General features: G+C 46.0%; 19 protein-coding genes. 7 read left to right on the top strand and 12 right to left on the bottom strand.

Features of this window, described 5'->3' with window-relative positions:
* Positions 1–9 precede the first annotated feature (9 nt).
* From DYH48_RS04260 to mazG, 9 genes are all read right to left on the bottom strand, one after another.
* Entirely contained in the window at positions 10–645 is a 636-nt protein-coding gene (locus tag DYH48_RS04260; RefSeq protein WP_115334138.1) for a protein-L-isoaspartate(D-aspartate) O-methyltransferase, read from the bottom strand.
* On the bottom strand, positions 642–1,391 hold the full coding sequence (surE, locus tag DYH48_RS04255; protein WP_107402385.1) for a 5'/3'-nucleotidase SurE: 750 nt from the start codon (positions 1,389–1,391) through the stop codon (positions 642–644). The genes DYH48_RS04260 and surE overlap by 4 nt, the downstream gene beginning before the upstream one ends.
* Complete coding sequence (gene truD, locus DYH48_RS04250) at positions 1,388–2,521, bottom strand: tRNA pseudouridine(13) synthase TruD (protein WP_063882520.1); 1,134 nt, start codon at positions 2,519–2,521, stop codon at positions 1,388–1,390. Before truD ends, surE begins: the two co-directional genes overlap by 4 nt.
* A gap of 20 nt (positions 2,522–2,541) precedes the next feature.
* Positions 2,542–3,027, bottom strand: a complete 486-nt coding sequence (ispF, locus tag DYH48_RS04245) for a 2-C-methyl-D-erythritol 2,4-cyclodiphosphate synthase (protein ID WP_115334137.1) — start codon at positions 3,025–3,027, stop codon at positions 2,542–2,544.
* A 37-nt stretch (positions 3,028–3,064) separates the two neighbouring features.
* On the bottom strand, positions 3,065–3,856 hold the full coding sequence (ispD, locus tag DYH48_RS04240) for a 2-C-methyl-D-erythritol 4-phosphate cytidylyltransferase (protein ID WP_115334136.1): 792 nt from the start codon (positions 3,854–3,856) through the stop codon (positions 3,065–3,067).
* Positions 3,857–3,868: 12 nt separating this feature from the next.
* Positions 3,869–4,168 (bottom strand): cell division protein FtsB, encoded by a 300-nt coding sequence (gene ftsB / locus DYH48_RS04235; RefSeq protein WP_086010657.1) that lies wholly within the window; start codon positions 4,166–4,168, stop codon positions 3,869–3,871.
* Positions 4,169–4,267: 99 nt separating this feature from the next.
* Positions 4,268–5,563: a phosphopyruvate hydratase gene (gene eno / locus DYH48_RS04230; RefSeq protein WP_006082616.1), complete on the bottom strand. Its 1,296-nt coding sequence runs from the start codon at positions 5,561–5,563 to the stop codon at positions 4,268–4,270.
* A gap of 229 nt (positions 5,564–5,792) precedes the next feature.
* The gene (pyrG, locus tag DYH48_RS04225; RefSeq protein ID WP_006082617.1) at positions 5,793–7,430 is read right to left on the bottom strand and encodes a CTP synthase; all 1,638 of its coding nucleotides are present in this window, start codon (positions 7,428–7,430) and stop codon (positions 5,793–5,795) included.
* Positions 7,431–7,546: 116 nt separating this feature from the next.
* Positions 7,547–8,443 (bottom strand): nucleoside triphosphate pyrophosphohydrolase, encoded by an 897-nt coding sequence (gene mazG, locus DYH48_RS04220; protein WP_115334135.1) that lies wholly within the window; start codon positions 8,441–8,443, stop codon positions 7,547–7,549.
* Between the two features lie 529 nt (positions 8,444–8,972).
* Here mazG and aguA point away from each other — a divergent pair.
* Together aguA and DYH48_RS04210 are read left to right on the top strand one after the other, a co-directional pair.
* A complete protein-coding gene (gene aguA, locus DYH48_RS04215; RefSeq protein WP_115334134.1) occupies positions 8,973–10,085 on the top strand; it encodes an agmatine deiminase in 1,113 nt (370 codons plus the stop codon).
* Positions 10,086–10,162: 77 nt separating this feature from the next.
* Positions 10,163–11,869, top strand: a complete 1,707-nt coding sequence (locus DYH48_RS04210; RefSeq protein WP_115336094.1) for an amidase — start codon at positions 10,163–10,165, stop codon at positions 11,867–11,869.
* Between the two features lie 178 nt (positions 11,870–12,047).
* On the opposite strand, the gene DYH48_RS04205 is transcribed toward DYH48_RS04210, so the two are convergent.
* Positions 12,048–13,127: a methionine synthase gene (locus DYH48_RS04205; protein ID WP_115334133.1), complete on the bottom strand. Its 1,080-nt coding sequence runs from the start codon at positions 13,125–13,127 to the stop codon at positions 12,048–12,050.
* Between the two features lie 55 nt (positions 13,128–13,182).
* The gene (locus tag DYH48_RS04200; RefSeq protein WP_107948626.1) at positions 13,183–14,157 is read right to left on the bottom strand and encodes a DUF1852 domain-containing protein; all 975 of its coding nucleotides are present in this window, start codon (positions 14,155–14,157) and stop codon (positions 13,183–13,185) included.
* A gap of 668 nt (positions 14,158–14,825) precedes the next feature.
* Here DYH48_RS04200 and DYH48_RS04195 point away from each other — a divergent pair.
* Entirely contained in the window at positions 14,826–19,547 is a 4,722-nt protein-coding gene (locus DYH48_RS04195; RefSeq protein ID WP_256613025.1) for a DUF3320 domain-containing protein, read from the top strand.
* 73 nt (positions 19,548–19,620) lie between these two features.
* Positions 19,621–19,977, top strand: coding sequence for a hypothetical protein (locus DYH48_RS04190; RefSeq protein ID WP_115334131.1), 357 nt, complete (start codon positions 19,621–19,623; stop codon positions 19,975–19,977).
* 380 nt (positions 19,978–20,357) lie between these two features.
* On the opposite strand, the gene DYH48_RS04185 is transcribed toward DYH48_RS04190, so the two are convergent.
* Positions 20,358–20,588: a hypothetical protein gene (locus DYH48_RS04185; protein ID WP_256613024.1), complete on the bottom strand. Its 231-nt coding sequence runs from the start codon at positions 20,586–20,588 to the stop codon at positions 20,358–20,360.
* 27 nt (positions 20,589–20,615) lie between these two features.
* Here DYH48_RS04185 and tnpA point away from each other — a divergent pair, with 27 nt between their 5' ends.
* From tnpA to DYH48_RS04170, 3 genes are all read left to right on the top strand, one after another.
* Positions 20,616–20,915, top strand: coding sequence for an IS66 family insertion sequence element accessory protein TnpA (gene tnpA / locus DYH48_RS04180; protein ID WP_115334130.1), 300 nt, complete (start codon positions 20,616–20,618; stop codon positions 20,913–20,915).
* Positions 20,915–21,259, top strand: coding sequence for an IS66 family insertion sequence element accessory protein TnpB (tnpB, locus tag DYH48_RS04175; protein ID WP_012088183.1), 345 nt, complete (start codon positions 20,915–20,917; stop codon positions 21,257–21,259). The genes tnpA and tnpB overlap by 1 nt, the downstream gene beginning before the upstream one ends.
* 84 nt (positions 21,260–21,343) lie before the next feature.
* Positions 21,344–22,888, top strand: coding sequence for an IS66-like element ISSba7 family transposase (locus DYH48_RS04170; RefSeq protein ID WP_115334129.1), 1,545 nt, complete (start codon positions 21,344–21,346; stop codon positions 22,886–22,888).
* The last annotated feature ends 249 nt before the right edge of the window (positions 22,889–23,137 follow it).

The raw sequence follows: 23,137 nt of genomic DNA, 5'->3' as shown, positions 1-23,137 counted from the left end.
AACACAAGGTTAAGCTAACTCTCCATTAATCAAAGGGACAAATTTAACCGTTTCAATTGTTTCCGAACTGAAGCGGTCCGCAGTACGAGTGATTCGCATCAATTGCTGGGTATCTTCGCCGACTGGCAGAACTAACACTCCGCCCTCGGCTAATTGAGACAGTAAGGCCTCAGGTATAGTCGAAGCGGCAGCGGTCACCATAATGGCATCGAACGGGCTACGATTCGCCCAACCTAACCAGCCATCACCATATTTAAACGACACATTATGCAAATCTAATCGTTTTAAGCGCTGTCTCGCTTGAATTTGTAAGCCTTTTATTCGCTCGATAGTACAAAGCTGCGGCACTAATTGCGCCAAAATTGCCGCCTGATAACCCGATCCTGTACCCACTTCTAATACGCGCTGAGGCATCTTATGCAGTAAGAGTTCGGTCATACGGGCGACGATATAAGGCTGCGAGATGGTTTGCCCTTGGCCAATAGGTAAAGCGGTATTTTCATAGGCTTTATGGGCTAACGCATTATCGAGAAAGATTTCCCGCGGCGTATGCGATATCGCCTTTAACACGGCTTGATTGCGGATCCCCGCATCATGAAGCTTTTTAGCTAAGTTCACCGCCGATGTTAAGGCAACTCGAGTCATATTTTATCTACCCAATTTTGCAATGCCGTTAGTTGTCCGTAGGCAGTTAAATCAACCGTCAAAGGCGTAATTGACACATAGCCATTGGCGATAGCATGAAAATCAGTGCCCTCAGTGGCGTCCTGCTCTTGTCCTGGTGGGCCGAGCCAGAAGATCTCACGTCCAGCGGGATCTTGCGTTCGTACTATGCCTTCAGCCTTATGACGAGCACCAAGGCGAGTCACTTTAATGCCTTTGATTTGATCAAGCGGCAAGTCTGGCACATTCACATTTAAAATCTGATCCTTTGCCAAAGGCTGGGCCAACAAGCCTTGAACTATCCGCCGAGCGTAAACAGCCGCCGATTGATAATGTTCGAATTTGCGGCCATTGAGCGAAATCGCGACCGCAGGAAAACCTAAAAAGCGCCCTTCCATCGCGGCAGCGACAGTCCCCGAATACAAGGTATCATCGCCCATGTTCGCGCCAGCATTGATACCAGACACCACCATATCGGGTTCGCCATCGTACAATTCTCGGATAGCCAAATGCACACAATCAGTCGGTGTACCGTGAACAGAAATGTAACCGTTATCTAACCTATTAATTCTTAATGGATTAGTCAAGGTTAATGAATTGCTCGCACCAGAACAATTACGATCTGGCCCCACTGTCAGCACAGTCGCAATTTCAGCCAAGGCCTCAGTTAAGGCTTTGATCCCCGGAGCATTAACCCCATCATCGTTGCTCACTAAGATGCGGATCATGACTCTGCTTCAGTGTTAGGTGCAGCTTCAGTCTTAGTTTCAATTGTATCAGCCGCTACGTTAGCATTCGTTGCCTCTGGCGCAGGCTCCTGCACCAGTGTCGCTTGCCATTGCTGCTCTTTAACATCTTGATAATTGACTAACTCTCTCAACAAGGATGTGGCAAAACTGCCCGCAGGCAACACAAACTCAAGCACAAGACCATCGGCGGTTTGTTCGTATTTAAGGGCTTGGGGCTCAAGCAGTAACGGACGACGCTCTTGCTCTAATCCCGCATGTTCAAGGCCATAGCAATCGTCGGCCAACTCACTCATGGCCAAGGTTTCCACCGCAGCAGCTTCACCTTGAGGCAGCATCATGCCGCGGCCCCATAATGGTGCTGATAGTTGAATGTCTTTTTCAATCAGACGTTTCAACACAATAAGATCCCATTCAGGCGTAACGAAGAAGCTTTTGCTGCCCGCCAACATCACACAATCACCCGCTAGAGGCTTAGTGCCATGGTTGGCTAAACGGTACGACACCACAGTGTTAAACAGATTTGAGCGCACCGCAGACAAATACATGCTGCGCTTATTTCTATCTTTGACTTTTTTACCCGCCATCATTTGGCGACCAAAAACTAAGTTTTTACCATCGTGACCAAAGCGTTGCTCACCAAAGTAATTGGGCACGCCCACTTGAGCGACCTTTTCGATACGGCTGATAATGTCTTCGACTTGGGTGACATTTCTCAGGGTAAGAATAAAACGGTTACCGACTAAAGCACCGATTCTCAGTTTTTTGCTGTGGCGGCTGCTCGACAATATAGTCAAACGCTCGCTATTGAGATCCTTCCAAAGCGGCGTTTCTTTACCCGGAATACGCACACCGAACCATTGTTCTGTGATGGCATTTTTATCTTTTTGCCCAGCGTAGGTGACTTCCTTTGGATGCACCTTAGCGAACTTAGCGATCATTTCAGCGACTTGTACTGTATTTAGCCCTTCTTTGCGTACATGCAGCATGTGATGTTCACCTTCACCCGTTGGGCTAAAAGGCAAAATCTCTTTCACGATAAAATCGCTATTTTGGGTTCTTAGATCTGCTGTACCTAAAGGCTTGCCATACAGATAATGTAATTCGCTCATGGGACTTTTTTACTCTTAAGTTAATCGTGTTTACGGGTCATCAATACCACGGCTTCTACCGCAATACCTTCTTTACGCCCGGTAAATCCTAGCTGTTCAGTCGTGGTCGCTTTGACGTTAATGTCGTCAAATTCCGAGGTTAAATCTGCGGCCAATATTTGGCGCATTGCCTCAATGTGCGGCGCCATTTTAGGGGCTTGCGCTATGATAGTGACGTCAAGATTACCCAGCACAAAGCCTTTCGCCCTCGCTAAAGCATAGCTATGACGCAGCAATACGCGGCTATCGGCACCTTTATAGGCGGTATCTGTGTCGGGGAAATGTTTACCTATGTCACCCAGCGCCAGTGCGCCGAGAATCGCATCGGAAATCGCATGCAGCACCACATCACCATCTGAATGTGCGATTAGGCCAGTTTCATAGGGCACTTCGACGCCGCAAAGAATGAGGGGCCGTGCAGCACCAAATTTATGCACATCGAAACCATGGCCGATACGGATTTTCATTTAATATTCCTAACGTATTATTTTACTTGGATTATGACTATTTTGCGGCACGCATTAAAAACAATTCGGCCAATCCCAAATCATCGGGATGCGTCACTTTTATATTGTCAGCACGGCCCGAAACGAGTCCGGGTGAAATGCCCGCCCATTCCATCGCCGAAGCCTCATCTGTCACGACCGCGCCTGCCGCCAGAGCGGCATTGAGGTAATCTTTTAGCTGCGCTGCCTGAAATAACTGCGGCGTCAGTGCATGCCATAAATTATCGCGGCACACAGTAGCGCTGATTTCGCCCTGTTTATTGGCGCGCTTCATGGTATCGCGTACTGGCATGGCCAAAATCGCGCCTTGGGGAAATTGCACTCTGGATGCGAGTAACTTGTCGATATCCGTCGCGGTTAAACAAGGTCTTGCCGCATCATGCACTAAGGCCCAACTGTGCTCGGGCACAATTTGCAGCGCCGCCAACACAGAATCTGCGCGCTCACCGCCGCCTAATACTGTGGTCAATTTAGGATGCGCGGCCTGTGGCAGGGTATTGAAGATATTATCATTCGGATGTAAGGCGACGATGACGTGGGAAATGTGCGGGTGAGACAACAGCTTATCTAAAGTATGGCCAAGAATACTCTGCCCACACACCTCAAGATATTGTTTAGGTCTGTCGGCGCCCATGCGGCTACCAATGCCCGCAGCGGGAACGATAGCCACCACAGCTTGAGTAATATGCTCAGCTTGGCGCTGCAATTCAGTTTGCATTACCGGCTCAGATTGACTGCCTGGATTGGATTGCTCGCTTAATCCAAGATCTAAATGTCCTAGCTCTGACATCCTAACTCCATATTACTGGGATGGACTCGATACTGAGCGATCACCACCCACGACGCGATAGAAGGTTTCACCTTCTTTGACCATGCCAAGTTCGTTACGCGCACGTTCTTCTATGGCTTCGGTACCACTTTTCAAATCGATGATTTCTTCCTTCAGCACTTGGTTACGCTCATTGAGTTTGGCGTTACCTTCTTGCTGCGCGGCAATTTGTTTTTGCAGGACGAAATATTCAGGAAGACTATTATCTCCCGACCAAAGACGAAATTGCAGTAAACCGAGTAGCACTATGAGTGCAATGACAAAAAATTTCATGGAGGAATTAGCGTCAGTATCTTGGATTAAAAAAATATACAGCAGATAGTACAACAAAAAAGGCCACCAAGTGGTGGCCTTTTTACATCAAAGTTTAAATTACGCCTGACCTTTGATCTCTTTCAAACCGCGGTATGGGGCTTTTTCACCTAATTGCTCTTCGATACGCAGCAATTGGTTGTACTTAGCAACACGGTCAGAACGACACAGTGAACCGGTTTTGATTTGGCCAGCCGCAGTACCTACGGCTAAGTCAGCAATAGTTGAATCTTCAGTTTCACCACTACGGTGTGAAATCACTGCTGTATAACCCGCTTCTTTCGCCATGCGAATGGCCGCTAAAGTCTCAGTCAATGAACCGATTTGGTTGAACTTGATAAGGATTGAGTTTGCAATACCGTTTTCGATACCACGGGTTAAGATTTTAGTGTTAGTTACGAATAAATCGTCGCCCACTAATTGGATCTTGTCGCCCATGATTTGAGTTTGGTAAGCCCAACCATCCCAATCTGATTCGTCTAAGCCGTCTTCGATAGACACGATTGGATATTGGTCAGCCAATGATTTTAAGAAATCAGAGAAACCGTTCGAGTCGAATACTTTGCCTTCGCCCGCTAAATCGTATTTGCCGTCTTTGTAGAATTCAGATGCGGCGCAATCCAGCGCTAAGGTCACATCCGTACCTAACTTGTAGCCAGCCAGTTCAACCGCTTCTTTGATAATGGCTAACGCATCAGCGTTTGACGCTAAGTTAGGTGCAAAACCACCTTCGTCACCCACTGAAGTGCTTAGACCTTTGTCGTGCAATACTTTTTTCAGCGTATGGAAGATTTCAGCGCCCATGCGCAGTGCTTCACGGAAGGTTTTCGCGCCAACTGGTTGCACCATGAATTCTTGGATATCAACGTTGTTATCCGCGTGCTCGCCACCGTTTAAGATGTTCATCATAGGCACAGGCATAGAATATTGGCCTGGCGTGCCGTTCAATTCCGCGATGTGCGCGTATAAAGGAATACCTTTAAATGCTGCAGCCGCTTTGGCAGCCGCTAAAGACACAGCCAGAATCGCGTTTGCGCCTAACTTGTCTTTGTTTTCTGTGCCGTCTAAGTCGATCATGATTTGATCAAGCTCAGCTTGTGCAGTGGCATCTTTGCCTAATAACGCAGTGCGGATTAAATCGTTTACATTGGCAACAGCCGTTAATACGCCTTTGCCTAAATAACGGCTTTTATCGCCATCACGTAATTCTAACGCTTCGCGGCTACCGGTAGATGCGCCAGAAGGCGCCGCAGCCATACCCACAAAACCACCTTCTAAATGCACTTCGGCTTCAACAGTTGGGTTACCACGAGAATCCATAATCTCGCGACCAATCACGTTAATAATCTTAGCCATAACACCCTCGATTTAAGTTTAAAGATAAAAGAAAAAACCAATACCTATGGGAATAAATGGAAGTCACATACCGCAGAAAATAACAAAATTCCATTTACGGTTTGCTTCCATACAGATGCAACTGATACGCATACTGTTTATACCCAGAGGTATTAAATTCTTATGTTTCAAGTCTGATGAGTGTAGCAAAAGGCCGGCCCCACTGTCGCGGGTCCGGCCTCAAATATTCTTACTTCAGATCACGTTTTTGATGCGCACTTGCCGCAGCAATAAACCCTTCGAACAATGGGTGACCATCGCGCGGAGTTGAGGTGAACTCAGGATGGAATTGACCTGCAACAAACCATGGGTGATCTTTTAATTCGATCATTTCCACCAGCTTACGATCAGAAGACAAACCGCTGAAGATCATGCCAGCTTGTTCTAAACGCTCTCTGTATTTGTTGTTCACTTCATAACGGTGACGGTGACGTTCTACACAGCTATTGCCTTTGTAGGCTTGAGCCGCTTTCGAACCATCGAGTAAATGACACAATTGAGCGCCTAAACGCATAGTGCCACCTAAGTCAGACGCTTCATGGCGCTGCTCGACGTTACCTTCTTCGTCAATCCATTCAGTGATCAAACCCACGACTGGGAATGGTGTTTCTTTATTGAATTCAGTTGAATGTGCATCAGCCATGCCAGCAACATTACGCGCGAATTCAATCAGGGCAACTTGCATACCTAAACAAATACCGAAATACGGTAGATTGTTTTCACGGGCAAATTTTGCCGCCAGTATCTTACCTTCAACACCACGCTCGCCAAAACCGCCTGGTACTAAGATACCGTCTAAGCCCTGTAAGACTTCTTCGCCTTTGGCTTCTACGGTTTGTGAGTCAATGTACTTGATGGTCACTGATACGCGGTTTTTAAGGCCAGCGTGTTTTAATGCTTCGTTAACTGACTTATAGGCATCTGGCAGTTCAATGTATTTACCCACCATACCAATAACGACTTCGCCGTTTGGATTAGCTTCTTGGTAAATCACATTTTCCCACTCAGACAGATCCGCTTCACGGCATTCTAAACCGAAACGCTTAACCACTAAGTCATCCAAACCTTGTGAACGTAACAAAGCTGGGATTTTATAAATACTATCAACATCTTTTAATGAAATAACCGCACGCTCTTCGACGTTGCAGAACAGCGAAATTTTGGCTTTTTCATTAGCAGGAATCGCACGGTCACCACGGCAAACCAACACATCTGGTGCAATACCGATAGAACGCAGCTCTTTCACTGAGTGTTGAGTTGGCTTAGTTTTCACTTCGCCAGCAGCACCTAAGAAAGGCACTAAGGTTAAATGCATGAAAAGAGTACGATCACGACCCAGCTCAACACCGAGCTGACGGATAGACTCTAGGAACGGCAAGGATTCGATATCACCCACAGTACCGCCGATTTCGACGATAGCCACATCATGGCCTTCGCCACCTGCTAATACTTTTTCTTTAATCGCATTAGTGATGTGTGGGATAACCTGAATGGTTGCGCCCAAATAATCGCCACGACGTTCTTTACGTAATACTTCTTCGTAAATACGACCGGTAGTGAAGTTGTTACGACGATTCATCTTAGTACGGATGAAACGCTCGTAGTGACCCAAGTCGAGATCTGTTTCTGCACCGTCTTCAGTAACAAATACTTCGCCATGTTGGGTTGGGCTCATGGTACCCGGATCAACGTTAATGTAAGGGTCCAGTTTCATGATGGTTACATTGAGACCGCGGGCCTCTAAAATTGCAGCTAATGATGCTGCTGCAATGCCTTTACCTAGTGATGAAACAACGCCACCAGTAACGAAGATATACCTTGTAGTCATGCTGAACCTGAGAAAATGAGTTTGAAAATACGTGCTTGTAAGAAAGCACTAGGACGGGGCAGTAGTATACCAAAGGCGGCGCGATTCGACAAACACCAATCGGGATAATTTGCCGTTTATCTCGTCTCAGTCGCTTTTACTTGGTCCCAATAGGCATCAAGCTCCATTAATGTGTGCTCTTGCATGCTTTTACCGCTCTCAATCGCCAACTGCTCTACGCCGCGAAAACGGCGTTCAAATTTAAGGTTGGCTTGACGCAACGCTTGCTCTGGGTCGACCTTAAGATGACGGGCTAGATTCACCACGGCAAATAGCAAGTCGCCCATTTCGGACTGCACTTTCGCTTGATCTTGCTCGGGTTGATTCACTTCATGTAAGACTTCATCGATTTCTTCTTGAATTTTAGCGACCACGGGTTCAAGTTCGGCCCAATCGAAACCGACTCGCGCCACCCTTTGCTGAATTTTGATTGAGCGCGACAGCGCAGGTTGGGTACGCGGAATATTATCTAACGCAGAAACCACAGTGTCAGCTTGGATTTCACCCGCCACTTGCTGCGCCTTTTGTTCGCGTTCAGTCGCTTTAATCGCCTCCCAATTGGCTTTCATCGCTTGAGCGCTATCGCCTATTTGCGGATTTTGCTCACCAAACACATGGGGATGACGGCGGGTCAACTTGTCGCTGATTTTCTCAATCACAGTAGCAAAATCAAACAACCCCTGCTCTTTACCAAGCTGACAATAGAATACGATTTGAAATAATAAATCCCCAAGTTCATCGGGTAACTCATCCCAGGCTAAGCGCTCTATGGTATCGGCAACCTCATAGGCTTCCTCTAAGGTAAAAGGCACTATGGTTTGAAACGTTTGTGCTTTATCCCACGGGCAACCTGTTTGTGGGTCGCGCAGTTTTTCCATTATCTTAAGCAGCGGCTCTACATCTGTAGCAGAAAGGCTCGTTGCAGAAAGTCCCGAGGTCGAAAATGAAGTTAATGGCGCAGAGTGGGAAGTCATGCTTACCTCCTTTAAAGATAAATACTTAAACGGACTAATGCTGAGGATGAACAAAAAGAATACGCCTCAGCAGTGCTTGTTAGTAAAAGGCTATAATAACGCGATGATAAGCGAGGTCACATAAAAGCGCTATTTTGATGCTGATAACAGATCTTAGGGTTCTTATTTAATAGGTCTTATTTTAACTAAAAGCGCATTTGCGCCATGTGGTGATGATATTCACCCCAAGAACAATAAACTGAAGACTTATCTACCCCTACAAATTCTCATCTATGTCCTGCATACAAGTATTTAGCACAAGCCATCTTAAATGATAAGATACGCAGCAATATTTCAATGAAGCTAAAACTCACTGAGTGAAGACCTAACAATTTCGGCCTAACTATATATGTGATGTATGCATGTGATAAGTACCGCTTAATGAATGCGGTCATTCGATTTATTTGATTATGTTAGGTGTATTTCTATTCTGTCGCTCCAAATGGGGCGTACACCCTTATAGATTTGAGCATTACTGGAGACAAAATTCATGACAAACGCGAATGTGGATGCCACGCCGTTAACGACTAAGCCATCTCAAGATGGTTTCCACATGCCCGCCGAATGGGCAGCGCAGCAAGCGGTGTGGATGATTTGGCCACATCGTCCTGACAACTGGCGCTCTGCTGGGGCTTATGCTCAAGCGACCTTTGCTAAAGTGGCCGATGCCATTGGTGGAGCGACGCCCGTGTATATGGGTGTACCTAAAGCCTTTTTAGCTGAAGCTCAAAAAGTGATGCCATCGCACGTCACTTTGGTCGAAATGGACAGTAACGATTGCTGGGCGCGTGACACTGGTCCAACAGTGGTCATTAATGCCGAGGGCGAATGCCGTGGCGTTGACTGGGGCTTTAACGCTTGGGGCGGCCATAACGGTGGTTTGTACTTCCCATGGGATAAGGACGAACAAGTTGCACAGCAAATGCTTAAGCAACATGGGTTTGCCCGTTACAGCGCGCCGCTGATCCTCGAAGGGGGTTCTATCCATGTTGACGGTGAAGGCACCTGTATGACGAGTGCCGAATGTTTACTCAACGCCAACCGCAACCCAGATCTGACGAAAGAACAAATTGAAGACTTACTGCGTGACTATTTGAATGTTAAGCAGTTTATCTGGTTGCAAGATGGTGTGTATATGGATGAGACCGATGGTCATATCGACAACATGTGCTGTTTTGCTCGCCCAGGCGAAGTGATTTTGCACTGGACTGATGATGAAACCGATCCCCAGTATCCGCGCTCAAAAGCTGCGCTAGATGTGCTGCAAAATACCGTGGATGCACAAGGCCGTAAGTTAAAAATCCATCTGTTGCCACAACCGGGGCCGCTGTATTGCACCGAAGAGGAATCACTGGGCGTGACAGAAGGCACTGGCGTGCCACGCACGGCGGGTGAGCGCTTAGCGGGTTCTTATGTGAACTTTTTAATCACCAATAATCGTATCGTTTTCCCGCTACTTGATCCTGCCACCGACGATATCGCCGCGCAAAAACTGCAGGAAATTTTCCCCGAGTATGAGATTGTCGGTGTGCCAGCCCGCGAAATCCTATTAGGTGGTGGCAATATCCATTGTATTACCCAACAGATCCCCTCTGGAAAGTAAGCAACCCAAGGAGAACAGCATGACGATTGATGTCACTGTTATTGCACCACAATTGGCTTTCAGCGGGAGGGCGTAAGATGTTTGAAGTCACAGAAGTTTCTATTGCCGAGCTGCGTGCAGCGCTCGAATCTGGCCGCACCACAGCAGTTGAGCTGGTGAAGTCTTATCTCGCACGGGTTGAGGCGTATGACGGCCCAGCTACGAAGACTAAGCTCAATGCGTTAGTGGTGCACAATCCCGATGCACTCAAAGAAGCCGAGGCGTCAGATGCGCGCCGCGCCCGTGGTGAAACCTTAAGCCCACTTGAGGGAATTACGTATACCGCCAAAGACAGCTATTTGGTGAAGGGACTGACGGCGGCGTCTGGCAGCCCAGCCTTTAAGGATTTAGTGGCCCAGTACGATGCCTTCGCCGTTGAGCGCCTACGCGCCGCGGGTGCCATATGCTTAGGCAAAACCAATATGCCACCCATGGCCAATGGCGGTATGCAGCGTGGTCACTATGGCCGCGCTGAAAGCCCATACAATGCTGAGTATCTTACTGCACCATTCGCTTCTGGCTCTTCCAATGGCGCTGGCACGGGCACAGCGGCGAGCTACTCATCATTTGGCCTAGCCGAAGAGACTTGGTCGAGTGGCCGTGGTCCGGCATCGAACAACGGTTTGTGTGCCTATACGCCGTCACGGGGCGTGATTTCCGTGCGCGGTAACTGGCCGTTAACGCCGACCATGGATGTAGTGGTGCCTTATACCCGCACTATGGCAGATATGCTCGAAGTGCTTGATGTGATTGTAGCTGACGATCCTATCACCCGTGGCGATCTCTGGCGTCTGCAACCTTGGGTCGAAATTCCTAAAGCATCAAGCGTCCGTCCAGCATCTTATCTGGAGCTTGCCGCTCAAGCCGACACGCTTAAAGGTAAGCGTTTTGGCGTGCCGCGCATGTACATCAATAAGGATGAATTGGCGGGAACCAGCGAAAATCCTGGTATCGGTGGCCCAACGGGTCAACGTATTCATACCCGCCAATCGGTTATCGATTTGTGGGAAGCGGCACGTAAAGCCTTAGAAGCTGCTGGCGCAGAAGTGATTGAAGTTGATTTTCCGCTGGTTTCCAATTGCGAAGGTGACCGCCCCGGCGCGCCGACCGTGTTTAACCGTGGCATAGTCACGCCCCAATTCCTCCATGATGAATTATGGGAACTCTCGGGTTGGGCATTCGATGAATTCCTGCGTGCTAACAATGACCCTAAACTCAACAAACTTGCTGATGTTGTTGGGCATTTGATTTTTCCCCACGACTTAGGCACCTTGCCAAATCGTGAAGGTGACTTAGCGGCAGGCATGGAAGAGTATGTGAACATGGCTAAGCGTGGTCTTAAATCCTATGACCAGATCGACAGTATTCCCGATGGTCTGCGTGGCTTAGAGAAGACCCGTAAGCTAGATCTCGAAGACTGGATGGACAGGCTAAAGCTTGATGCAGTGCTGTTCCCAACCGTGGCAGATGTAGGCCCAGCCGATGCGCATGTGAATCCGGCTTCAGCCGATATCGCTTGGAGTAACGGGGTTTGGGTAGCAAACGGAAACCTCGCGATTCGTCACTTAGGGGTACCGACTGTGACTGTGCCTATGGGCGTGATGGCCGATATTGGCATGCCAGTGGGGTTAACCTTCGCGGGCCGTGCCTATGACGATAATAACCTGCTTAAATTTGCAGGTGCGTTCGAGTCGACAGGTGAAAGGCGCATGATCCCGCCGCGCACGCCAAAGCTTGGTGAATAAGCGCCAAGACAATGCATAAACCTAAGCACTAAATGCATGAGCTTAGAAATGAAAACGGGATTGGCATCAATTTGCCAATCCCGTTTTTTTTAATACCGACGTCGATACCTTTTCAACACTAGACTTATGCCGCTATAAAACATACTGCTGTAAAACAGACAGCAGCACTTATCGCGTCTTATCTTAATCCCAAGAGTTCTTTTCTGACGATCTCTGCGCCTGCACTTAAAGCATTGAGTTTACCTCTTGCGACTTGATGAGATAAAGGCGTCATGCCGCAGTTGGTACAAGGATAGAGCTTGTCGGCATCGACAAATTTAAGGGCTTTTCGTAGGGTGTCAGCCACTTCCTCTGCGGTTTCAATCGTGTCGGTGGCAACATCAATCGCGCCGACCATGACTTTCTTACCGCGAATGAGTTCAAGTAGCTCCATTGGCACATGGGAGTTGTGACATTCTAGCGAGATGATATCGATATTAGACTTTTGCAGTTTAGGAAATGCTTCTTCATATTGGCGCCACTCTGACCCTAAGGTTTTTTTCCAATCTGTATTGGCTTTGATGCCATAACCATAACAAATATGCACCGCCGTTTCGCATTTAAGCCCTTCAATGGCTCGCTCTAAACAGGCAATGCCCCACTCGTTTACCTCATCAAAAAACACATTAAAGGCAGGCTCATCAAATTGGATAATATCAACCCCCGCCGCTTCTAATTCTTTGGCTTCCTCATTAAGAATTTTGGCAAATTCCCACGCGAGCTTTTCGCGACTTTTATAATGGTCATCATAAAGCGTATCTATCATGGTCATTGGGCCAGGCAGCGCCCATTTAATTGGTTGCGTAGTTTGCTTGCGTAAAAATTTAGCATCTTCAACAAACACAGACTTTTGGCGACTCACAGGGCCAACAACCGTGGGCACGCTCGCATCATAGCGATCACGAATTTTCACGGTTTTACGTTTTGAAAAATCAACGCCGTTGAGGTGCTCAATAAAGGTAGTGACAAAATGCTGCCGCGTTTGCTCGCCATCACTGACAATATCAATCCCTGCGTGTAGTTGATCCTGTAATGACAAACGCAGTGCATCGTGTTTACCGGCAATTAATTCCTCGCCTTGTAATTTCCAAGGAGACCAAAGTGTTTGAGGCTCTGCCAGCCACACAGGTTTAGGCAAACTGCCTGCCGTTGAAGTCGGTAACAGGGTTTGGTTAAGCAATGTTTTGTTAAGCGGTGTTTTATTAAGTAGTGTTGTCATGATATTGATGCCGTATTGGGTTAATTATTGAGCGTGACGATTAAGTGCAGAGCGACTAAACGAAATTAGCAGACCATTGTTCAAAAAACTTTTGGTAGGGTTTGATAAAGTACTCCGCGGCAAATTTGCCTTGCTCATTAGCCAATTGGCTACGTTCTGCTCGATCATAAACAATTTGAGTCAGTGAATGATCCAGATTTTTCAAATTGGGTTGATAGCATTTCCCTGCAACAGCATTGGCATTATAAATCTCAGGGCGATAGATTTTTTGAAAAGTTCCCATAGTGCTGATGGTGCTTATCAACTCAAGATGGGTGTAATCATTGAGTAAATCACCAAAGAAATAAAAAGCTAACGGCGCCACGCTATTGGGTGGCATAAAATAACGCACCTGTAAGCCCATTTTTTTGAAATATTGCTCAGTTAAAGAGGATTCATTTGGCTGATATTCAACCCCTAATACGGGATGCTGATTCTCAATTCTATGGTAGGTTTTATTATCCGAAACACTGAGACAGATAACAGGTGGCTTATTAAAATTCTGTTTATAAGCATCAGAATTAACAAAAGACTGAAATAGCTTGCCATGTAGACCACCAAAATCATCTGGAATACTAAATTTGGCTTGGCCCTTATTATGTTCTGCCAGTAATACGCTAAAGTCATAATCGCGTACGTAGGATGAAAAGTTATTGCCAACAATGCCTTCAATGCGCTTATTGGTTTTATGATCAACAATATTGGTTTTCAAAATTTCAATCGATGGGAAGGTTTGACCACTGCCGTCAATATCCAGATTAACGGAGATAATTTCCAGCTCGACGCTATAACGATCGCCTTTGGGGTTATCCCAATGCGCTAAGGCATTAAAGCTATTATCAATCATCTTTAACGCGTTGCGTAAGTTCGCTTGGCGATGACTGCCTCTGGCCAAATTAGCAAAGTTGGTGGTGATACGCGTCTTGTCTGAGGGATGATAATTTTCATCAAGACAAATGCTGTTAATCGTAAATGTAAAATGCTTATTCATAGTGATCCAGTATCCCATTGTCTGATTTCAAACCTGAGTTTATGCCCTGCGCTTCTAGCTTCTAGACCCGACTCTGATAGAGATTATTCGTGTTCTGTCTGAGGTTATATTTAACTTAAGTGCCAATAACTTAAGTTCTGATGGCTTAGGCTTGTCTAATATTTCGCTTGGAGTCATTTATACGTGGTTCGGCACATGAACAAAAACGGTTTTATTTCACATAGAACATGAGCCATATTCATGATCGATTAGCATGCCGTTGTTGGTTAAATAATTCCGTAGAGCGTAATAGCCCCAAGGAGACTGGCCGATTAAGTAATTTGCAGGCAAAAGGGCATACTCAGAAATGCTGGGACACATTTTCTTAATTAGGAATGAGGTGAGCAGTAATCTCATGGCGAATAGCACCATCAACTTTAGCTAATATCGTTAAATTTATTAACGGCCCCTAAAAGTAATATCCAACCACTCACTTCCTGCCCGACTTGTTCTTATCATTCTAATAATCCGCAAGATTGCTTTTAGAAACAACCATTGATATGGTAGATTTTTAACCAACGCCACCAGCAAAAACCTAGTGAAAACTATTGCTGTTCAGCATATCTCGGAGATGGATTTTTATGGTTGTTGAGCAGCAGCTGGAACGTGCGCGTCTGGAATTACTTGATATGGGTCTTCGATCCAACCCTCAGCTAAATTACCGCAGTGGTAGTAAAGCCCTCGACATTATTGATGAGCAATCTGCCAAGATATTTGAAATGCTGGTTGAGCAAGAAAACACACTCAGCTTTTTACCATTGCCAGAAGCTTATCAACAAAAAATTGCCGACAGCGAAGATGAAGGATCATTCTTTCAGACCGACGATGAATCGGAATTGCCACCTCTTGATTTATACCTCGAACAGAAAAAGGGAGCGGCCCGCTTCACTGACAAATACCTACAAACCGGATTAGTGCCCGCCAAGCTGGATAAAGCCCTGCTGAAACTGGAAACCGAAGCCCATACCATGCTGCAAGAGCAAGGTGTCGAGGTTCTGTATTTAGCACTTGGTTTTTTACAGTGGAATGAGCCAACAAACTCATCGGTTTCAAGATATGCGCCTTTAATTCTGATCCCTGTTCAACTAATGCGCTCATCAGCCAGAGATAGCTTCAAATTACGCTACACAGGCGAAGAGCTGGGTTCAAACCTGACCTTAGCAGCAAAACTAAGGACTGAGTTTAAGTTAATGCTTCCCGCCTATTCTGATGAGATGGTCATCACAGATTATTATCAGGCGGTAGCTGATGCGATTACAGCGCAACCTTCATGGCGGGTGCATCAAGATAAAATTGGTTTAGGGCTGTTCTCTTTTGGCAAGTTTCAAATGTACATGGACTTGGACCCTACAGGCTGGCCGGAAGGAAAAAAACCATCACAGTTACCTTTGATTGGCCGCTTATTTCGTGATGGCTTTCCCCACGATGCAGAGATCAATCCAGCAGATCTGAATCATCCAGAAAAACTCCACTTGGTAAAAGACGCCGATTCCAGCCAGATTGAAGCAATCTTGGCGATGAAATCTGGCGCGGACCTGATCATTCAAGGGCCGCCAGGTACAGGTAAATCCCAAACTATCACCAACATTATTGCCGAAGCGGTTGCGCTGGGTAAAAAGGTGCTGTTTGTTGCACAAAAAATGGCAGCACTTGAGGTGGTAAAAAAACGCCTTGATGAAACTCATATGGGCTACGCCGTACTCGAACTACATAGTCACAAAAGTACCAAGAAATCTGTGCTTGGTTCTATTGCTGAGTCACTTGAGCAAGGTCGGCCACAAACAGCAAACCGGGAGCAAGAGTTTTCAGATTTAGCGGAATCAAAAGCCTCGCTGGATGCTTATGTGCATGCCATCCGAGCCCCTATTCTGCGTAGCGGTATCAATTACATTGAAGCGTTGGGCTCATTGCTGCAATTGAAGACAAAGGATCCCGACAACTCCTTACCAGCCCTCCCCTTTAGCTACTACGAACAATGGACAGCTGAGGAATACAGTAATGCGAGGAAACTGGTTACGGAATTAGTACAGCAACTAGCACGCATTGGCATACCTGCAGCGCATCCATTTGCGATGTCTGGTCGCACTGACTTTTCACCTGCATTGCAGCAGGCACTAACCTCTACTTTGGTAGAAATAAGCCAGTTGCTTAGCCAACTTGATACGCAAACTCAAACCGTCAGTGTTTTTCTGCAGCTTGATAAACCACAAAGCTTGCAACAAGTCGCACCGCTGATTTCAACAACGAGCTGGCTATCCGAAGTACCGGATCTTAAAAGCGTTAAAGTAAATATCCCCATATGGGCGTTAGAAAAAAAGCGGATCGATAACGGCCTGTCTTGTCTGGCCAATTTCTTATCACTCAAAGCCAGCTGCGAACAACAATTTATCACGCAGGCGCTGGATGCCGATTTGCTGAGTATCCGCCAAGGCTTGATTGGCAAAACAGATAAATGGTGGCGTTTCCTGTCGTCCAGCTATCGTCAAGCCAAAGCACAGCTAGCAGGGCTTTGGCTTGGCGTTCTGCCCGCTTCGTCTACCGACTGGCTTACTGCATTAGATACTGCTTTAACTTACCAAAGCACGAAAAAAGAGCTAACTAGCTACCACCCCCTGTTATCTGAAGCTTTTGGCGCGCAGTGGCAAGGCGAATTTTCGGAGCACAATGAATTAACGCAAATTCACAGCTGGATAAACACCTTTTATGCAAAGGTAAACCGTGTTGAATTGTCGCAGTCATTGGCAGAACTGATTGATAAAGGCGTTGATAAAAAGCTGCTGCGTGACCAGACAAACTCACTGACAGCGCTTTGTAACGCTATTGCAGTGCAGGCACAAACGCTGCAAGAGCTGATACAAATCCCCGACAGCAATCCAAACCATGATTTAGCTGCAATGCAATTTGCGCAGCTAAATGCTTTGTTAGAGGGCTGGAAAAACTCAGCCTTATTTTACGATTTTGCGCGCTACAACCAGATTATTAAAGCGTTTGAGCCTTATAACATCAAGGACTTCACTAAACTGGCGTACTCATGGAATGCAGCCCCAGACTTGCTAATGACGGTATTCGAACTTAGCTATTATTCTGGTCTGGTTAACAATGCCTATGACAGCTCAGAAGCAATACGGCAATTTGACCGCAATAAACATGAACAAAGCCTACGCGACTTTAAACGTATTGATGGTAACAGTTTATTTTTCGCCCAAGAGTTTTTAGTAAACAGTCTGTACGAGCGCTTGCCGAAGAAAACTGCTAAAGGTGAAATGGAATTAGTACTGCGTGAGCTAGGTAAGAAAAAACGTCATATTCCTATTAGGAAATTGCTGGCGGAAGCAGGTAACGTGATCCAGCAAGTAAAACCTATTTTTATGATGAGCCCTATGTCCATCGCCACCTACCTAAAACAAGGTGCGTTAGATTTTGACCTGGTGATTTTTGACGAAGCGAGTCAAATTCCAGCACCCGATGCCTTAGGCGCAATGCTGCGCGGGCAGCAAGTAATTGTGGTAGGTGACAGTAAGCAAATGCCACCAAGCAACCTGTTTGGTAAAGCCGTTGAACTGGAAGAGGAGGAACTGGAAAGCAGCGCCACCGCAGAAATGGAAAGTATTCTGGCATTAATGGAAGCCCGTGGTGCGGCAAGCAAAATGCTGCGCTGGCACTACCGCTCTCGCCACGATTCACTGATCGCAGTGTCCAACGACCAGTTTTATAAAAACAAGTTAGTGGCCTTCCCAAGCCCAGGCTTTCACCCCGATGCAACAGGGCTGAAGTTTCATTATTTACCTGAAACGCATTACGACAAAGGCAGCTCTCGCACTAATACTGGCGAAGTAAAAGCTGTGGTTGCAGCAGTACTGAATCACGCTTTAACTAAACCTCACCTATCGTTAGGCGTGGTTGCGTTTAGCCTTTCGCAGCGAGATGCTATCTTGCTTGAGCTGGAAAAAGAGCGCCGCTTACAGCCAGAAACTGACGAATTCTTTGCACAACATGCAGGTGGTGATGAGTTTTTTGTAAAGAACCTAGAGAACGTGCAGGGTGACGAACGCGACGTTATTTTGATCAGCATTTGTTACGGCAAAACCAGCACAGGCCAGCTGAGCCAGAATTTTGGCCTTCTGAACAAACCAGGCGGCGAACGGCGGTTAAACGTACTGATTTCACGTGCGCGATTGGCAATGGAAGTGTTTGCCAACTTCAAAGGTGATGAACTGAAAGTTGGCGCAGACAGCCCTTTTGGTGTGCGTTCACTGCAAATCTTTTTGCAGTTTGCCGAATCAGGCCAATTGAACAAAGCCTATGAAAAACAGCAGGAACAAAACTTTGCTTTTGGCGCCCTACTGCATCAGGCAATCCAGCGTTTAGGGTATCAGGTAGCCACCCGAGTAGGCAGTCAAGGTTATTACATCGACTTAGCCATCAAGCATCCTGAAGACCCCAGTAAATTTGTATTGGCGCTGGAATATGACGGCGCTGGCTATTATGGAGCAACTTCGGCACGCGACCGCGAAAGGTTGCGGCAAAGTGTACTGGAAGGCCTTGGCTGGAGCTTTGAACGCATTTGGTCCACTGACTGGTTTCGAGATCCAGAGGCAGAGTTACATCGCCTGAAAGTACTCATAGACAAAGCCATAACCCAACATGACGAACTGATGGTAACAATGGCAGCACAAGCCACTAGCACCAGACAAGTGAAACACAAAGTAGCTGTGCCAGAGGCCATTGCAACGCCAATAATGCGGGTAGAAGAAGAACAACCAGAATTTGAAGCCTGCACTACGCCCTATAAAAAAGCTGATGTGTCTAAGCTCAATATTCCGCATGTCGATGATTTCAGCGCCATCCCTTTAAGTATGTTGGTGTATGCAGTGGAGCGTATTGTTGAAACCGAATACCCAATATTCGCCAGCCTAGTTGCTACTCGTTTAGCTAATGCTGCTGGCTTGACAAGGGTTGGCGCCAAAATTAAACGCACTGTAGACCAGGCCATTACAGGCGCTGTTGCCAAAGGATTAATCCAGCTAGATAGCGATGAAGTGTTATGGCCGCATGGCCGCAGTACAGTCAAGTTAAGAAACTGGAACAGCGTCGACACCGCGACCCGTAAGCTGGAAAACGTCTGTGATGCCGAGCTCACCAACGCCTTATTGCTGACAGTGCAAGACGCCCATGCCATTAGCGTGACGGATGCAGCTTCTGCAGCTCTGGGCCTATTGGGCTTTCAACGGGCAACAGCTCAGGCAGCTGAGCGAATGAGCAAGTTGGCACAGATTCAGTGTGATAAAAATGTGCTGGTTTGTGAGAATGAGCGGTTGAAAATATCAATAGCCAAGCCTTCGTTGCCCTGAAAAACAAAGAACACAAATTAACACCAGCAAAAAATTTCAACAACTAATCCTTATTTTTATATGGGGTAATGAAATGCTAATAGATACCGACTTAATTTTTGATGAAATACAGGGGTATGAGTTCTATCACAAATGTGAAGTGAAAGCTGTCATAGATGACAAAGTAAAGGGGGAAGACGGGGAGCTTTTTGAATTCTATGAAAATATTGAATATTTAATAGAAGAGTTTGATGAGATCATTGTTTTACGAAAAAAACTAACACTAATGGAACTTGAAGATTTTCGAGACTACATTGAAAAAAAAGGAGATATAGAAATCGTCAAAACGATAGATAGGCAAATCGAAGAGGCTAAGTTAACGGGGGCTTATATTACATTCGCGTGCTTACACAATGATTCTTTTTATGATTTACATGTATTTAGATACTAAGAATAGTTTTTATCTCACCAAAATTGGGTAGACCATAAAGGTCTTCTTGGTTGCCTTAAAAAGTAGACAAATATTTTTTAAGGAAAATATAAAAACTCTGAACAAGTCAAAATACAAGCTCAACAAAGCTACCAAATTTTAGTTTCAAAAAGCATTCAACTTTACCAAATTAGTTTTGAGTGCTCATGTTTATTTACAAGACTAAAAACTGTGACAGCCCTATTTTTATAGAAAAAGACCGACATTACAAAATACTTCCATTAACTTATGTATAGGCCCTCTTTGTTGTGGTTGGATGATTCTTGGTCGAAAGTTCTAAGCACTAAGAGGGCCTCTAGTTCTAACTTTCTAATCCTGAGTTCAGGTTAAATTAGCAGGGCTCAGGGCGTGTTTACGCAAATCTCGTAATACCACAGGTCTGCGTATGGATGTGATACTTGCGCCCCTAAAGTAAATACGTTGCCATTCTCATCGGTTACTGAGCCTGTACCTATAGGCACTTCACCTTTGTTAATGCCGTCCCACATAAATCTGTTGGTACCGTAACTGGTGTTACTGTAAAGTAAGCGGTAAATAAACCCCACATACTCAATCATAAAAATAGTTGTCATAGTACCTCACCAATTTAAGGAGGCACTATGTCATCACAAGAAAAACACCAGTATTGGTCTTCATTAATCGAGCAGCAAAAACAAAGTGGCATTAGCATCACTCAGTTTTGCGCTGAGCAGAACATAAGCTATCAAACCTTTTATACATGGGCCAAAAAACTCCGAACACAGCCGGAGCCACAACAATTGCAACCCCTCATTGTGACCGATACATCCGTCGTGAGTGAAAACGTTGTCACGCTAACCCTTGCAAATGGTTTGCGTGCTCAGTTGCCAATTCATTTAAGCGCTAGCCAAATCCAGCATTGGGTTGCTGCCCTACAATAATGACACCATCTGCTCAAGTTTATCTCGTCACGGGTGTCACAGATATGCGTAAGTCTATCGATGGCCTATCGCTTATCGTTGCACAACATCTTGAAATGGACCCGTTTAGCGAATCCTGGTTTATTTTTTGTAATCGTCATCGAGATAAACTCAAAATCTTGTTTTGGGACACTAATGGCTTTTGGCTTTATTATCGGCGGTTAGAAAAAGGCACCTTTAAGTGGCCAAAGCCAACACACGATGGCGCACTACATATCAGCAAGGCCCAGCTGAATTGGCTGTTATCGGGGTTATCTATCGAGCATCACAGAGCACATCGACCAATAACTAACCTAACAGTGTGATCAAAAAGGCGATCACATTTTTATGCTTGAACGATCCTTTTTCGCTGTCACAATAAGGAGAAATGAATACAAACTTCGCTAATAATGACAACACTTCCTGATGATATTGAGCAACTTAAGGCCATGGTACTGCAGCTGCAACAAGCTGCTGACATTGCACAGGCACAAGCGTCATTAGCCAAGGAAGAAGTGCTTGTTGCTCAAGAAGAAATCACCGAGCTTAAAACACAAATCCAGTTGTTAATTGAGCAATTAAATTTAAGTCAATCTAAGCGGTTTTCTTCTAAGAGTGAAAAAGTCGCCAAAGGCACCTTCAACGAGGCCGAGCAACAAGATATTGCTGAGCCATCAACGCAAACAACAAAGAAAACAGGCCGTAAACCGTTACCTGAAGCGCTAGAGCGTGAAGTTATCACACATGAGATTGACTCGCCTTGTTGTGAATGCTGTCAGTCTCCATTACACCAATGCGGCGTCGAAACCAGTGAAGAACTTAAAATTATTCCACAAAAAGTGACGGTTATCCGCCATGAACGGGTAAAATATGCCTGTCGCCAGTGTGAAAAAACACAAACAAGTTCACGCATTATCACCACCCCTAAGCCACCCAGTTTAATCCCTAAAAGTATTGGTAGTGCCGAGGCATTTGCCGCCGTTGTGACGGCAAAATACGTTGATGCACTTCCACTTTATCGCCAGGTGGATATATTAACCCGCTCAGGTATTGATATCAGCCGAGCGACCTTAGCCAATTGGTGTGTGCAATTAGGCATGAAAGTACAGCCCATTATTGATGCAATGCAGTCACAACTGCTCAATGAAAAGCTGATTTGTGCTGATGAAACCACCGTGCAAGTGCTTCGTGAAGAAGATAGAAAAGCCGAAACTAAATCGTATATGTGGGTGTATCGCAGTGGTGAGTTTGTCCAATCGCCTATCGTGATTTATGACTATCATCCAAGCCGTGCTGGCCGTTGCGCGCAAGCGTTCTTATCAGGTTTCTCTGGGTATTTGCTGACAGATGGGTACGGTGCTTATGGCACATTAAAAGATGTCACCCATGCTGGCTGCATGGCACATGTGCGTCGAAAGTTCACCGATGCACAAAAAGCGAGTGCGTCAAAAAAAGCAGGTAAGCCCGAAGTTGCACTGAGCTATATTGCCAAACTCTACGCCATTGAAAAACGCTCCAAACAACTCAGTGCTCTTGAGCGACAACAATTAAGAAAACAAGAAGCGGTACCAATATTAGCGGAGTTTAAAACTTGGTTGGAGAAACAACAGGTACTTCCCAAAGGATATCTAGGTAAAGCCATTACTTACGCCCTAAACCAATGGCCGAAATTATTAACTTATCTTGATGATGGCGATATTAGCATCGACAATAATGTCACCGAACGAGATATTCGCCCGTTTACAACGGGGCGCAAAAACTGGATGTTCTCAACGTCAGTCAACGGCGCGCATGCCAGTGCGAACTTATACAGTTTAGTGATGACCTGTCGCGCGAACGATATCAGTCCATATTATTACTTCAGGCACTTGTTTACCGAGTTGCCCAAGCGTCTACCTACCGACGATTTGACCGATTTAATGCCGTGGAATGTTGATCTAAGCAATATCGATTAACGCTTCACTGCTTCATTTACCGCTTACACTGTAAACAAAAGTTTGTCCAGTAAAGCCTGCATCGTTACGACCTTGGTTGTCACCTGCAAAGGCACATTGGGGAGTAATTGCTGCTGATGGTACAAAGCTGAAATTATCGAACTTGGCGCTATAACTGGAAGACCGCGTAGTCCCCCATGTCAGAAGTTCAAATAAATCACCGGTATTAACTTCGATACCCTGAGCTGAACCAGAAGCACTGCCGGCTGT

Origin of the sequence: Shewanella baltica (genome assembly GCF_900456975.1) — a bacterium.
Taxonomy (GTDB): Bacteria; Pseudomonadota; Gammaproteobacteria; order Enterobacterales; family Shewanellaceae; genus Shewanella; species Shewanella baltica.
This window is presented reverse-complemented; position numbering and strand designations above follow the sequence as displayed.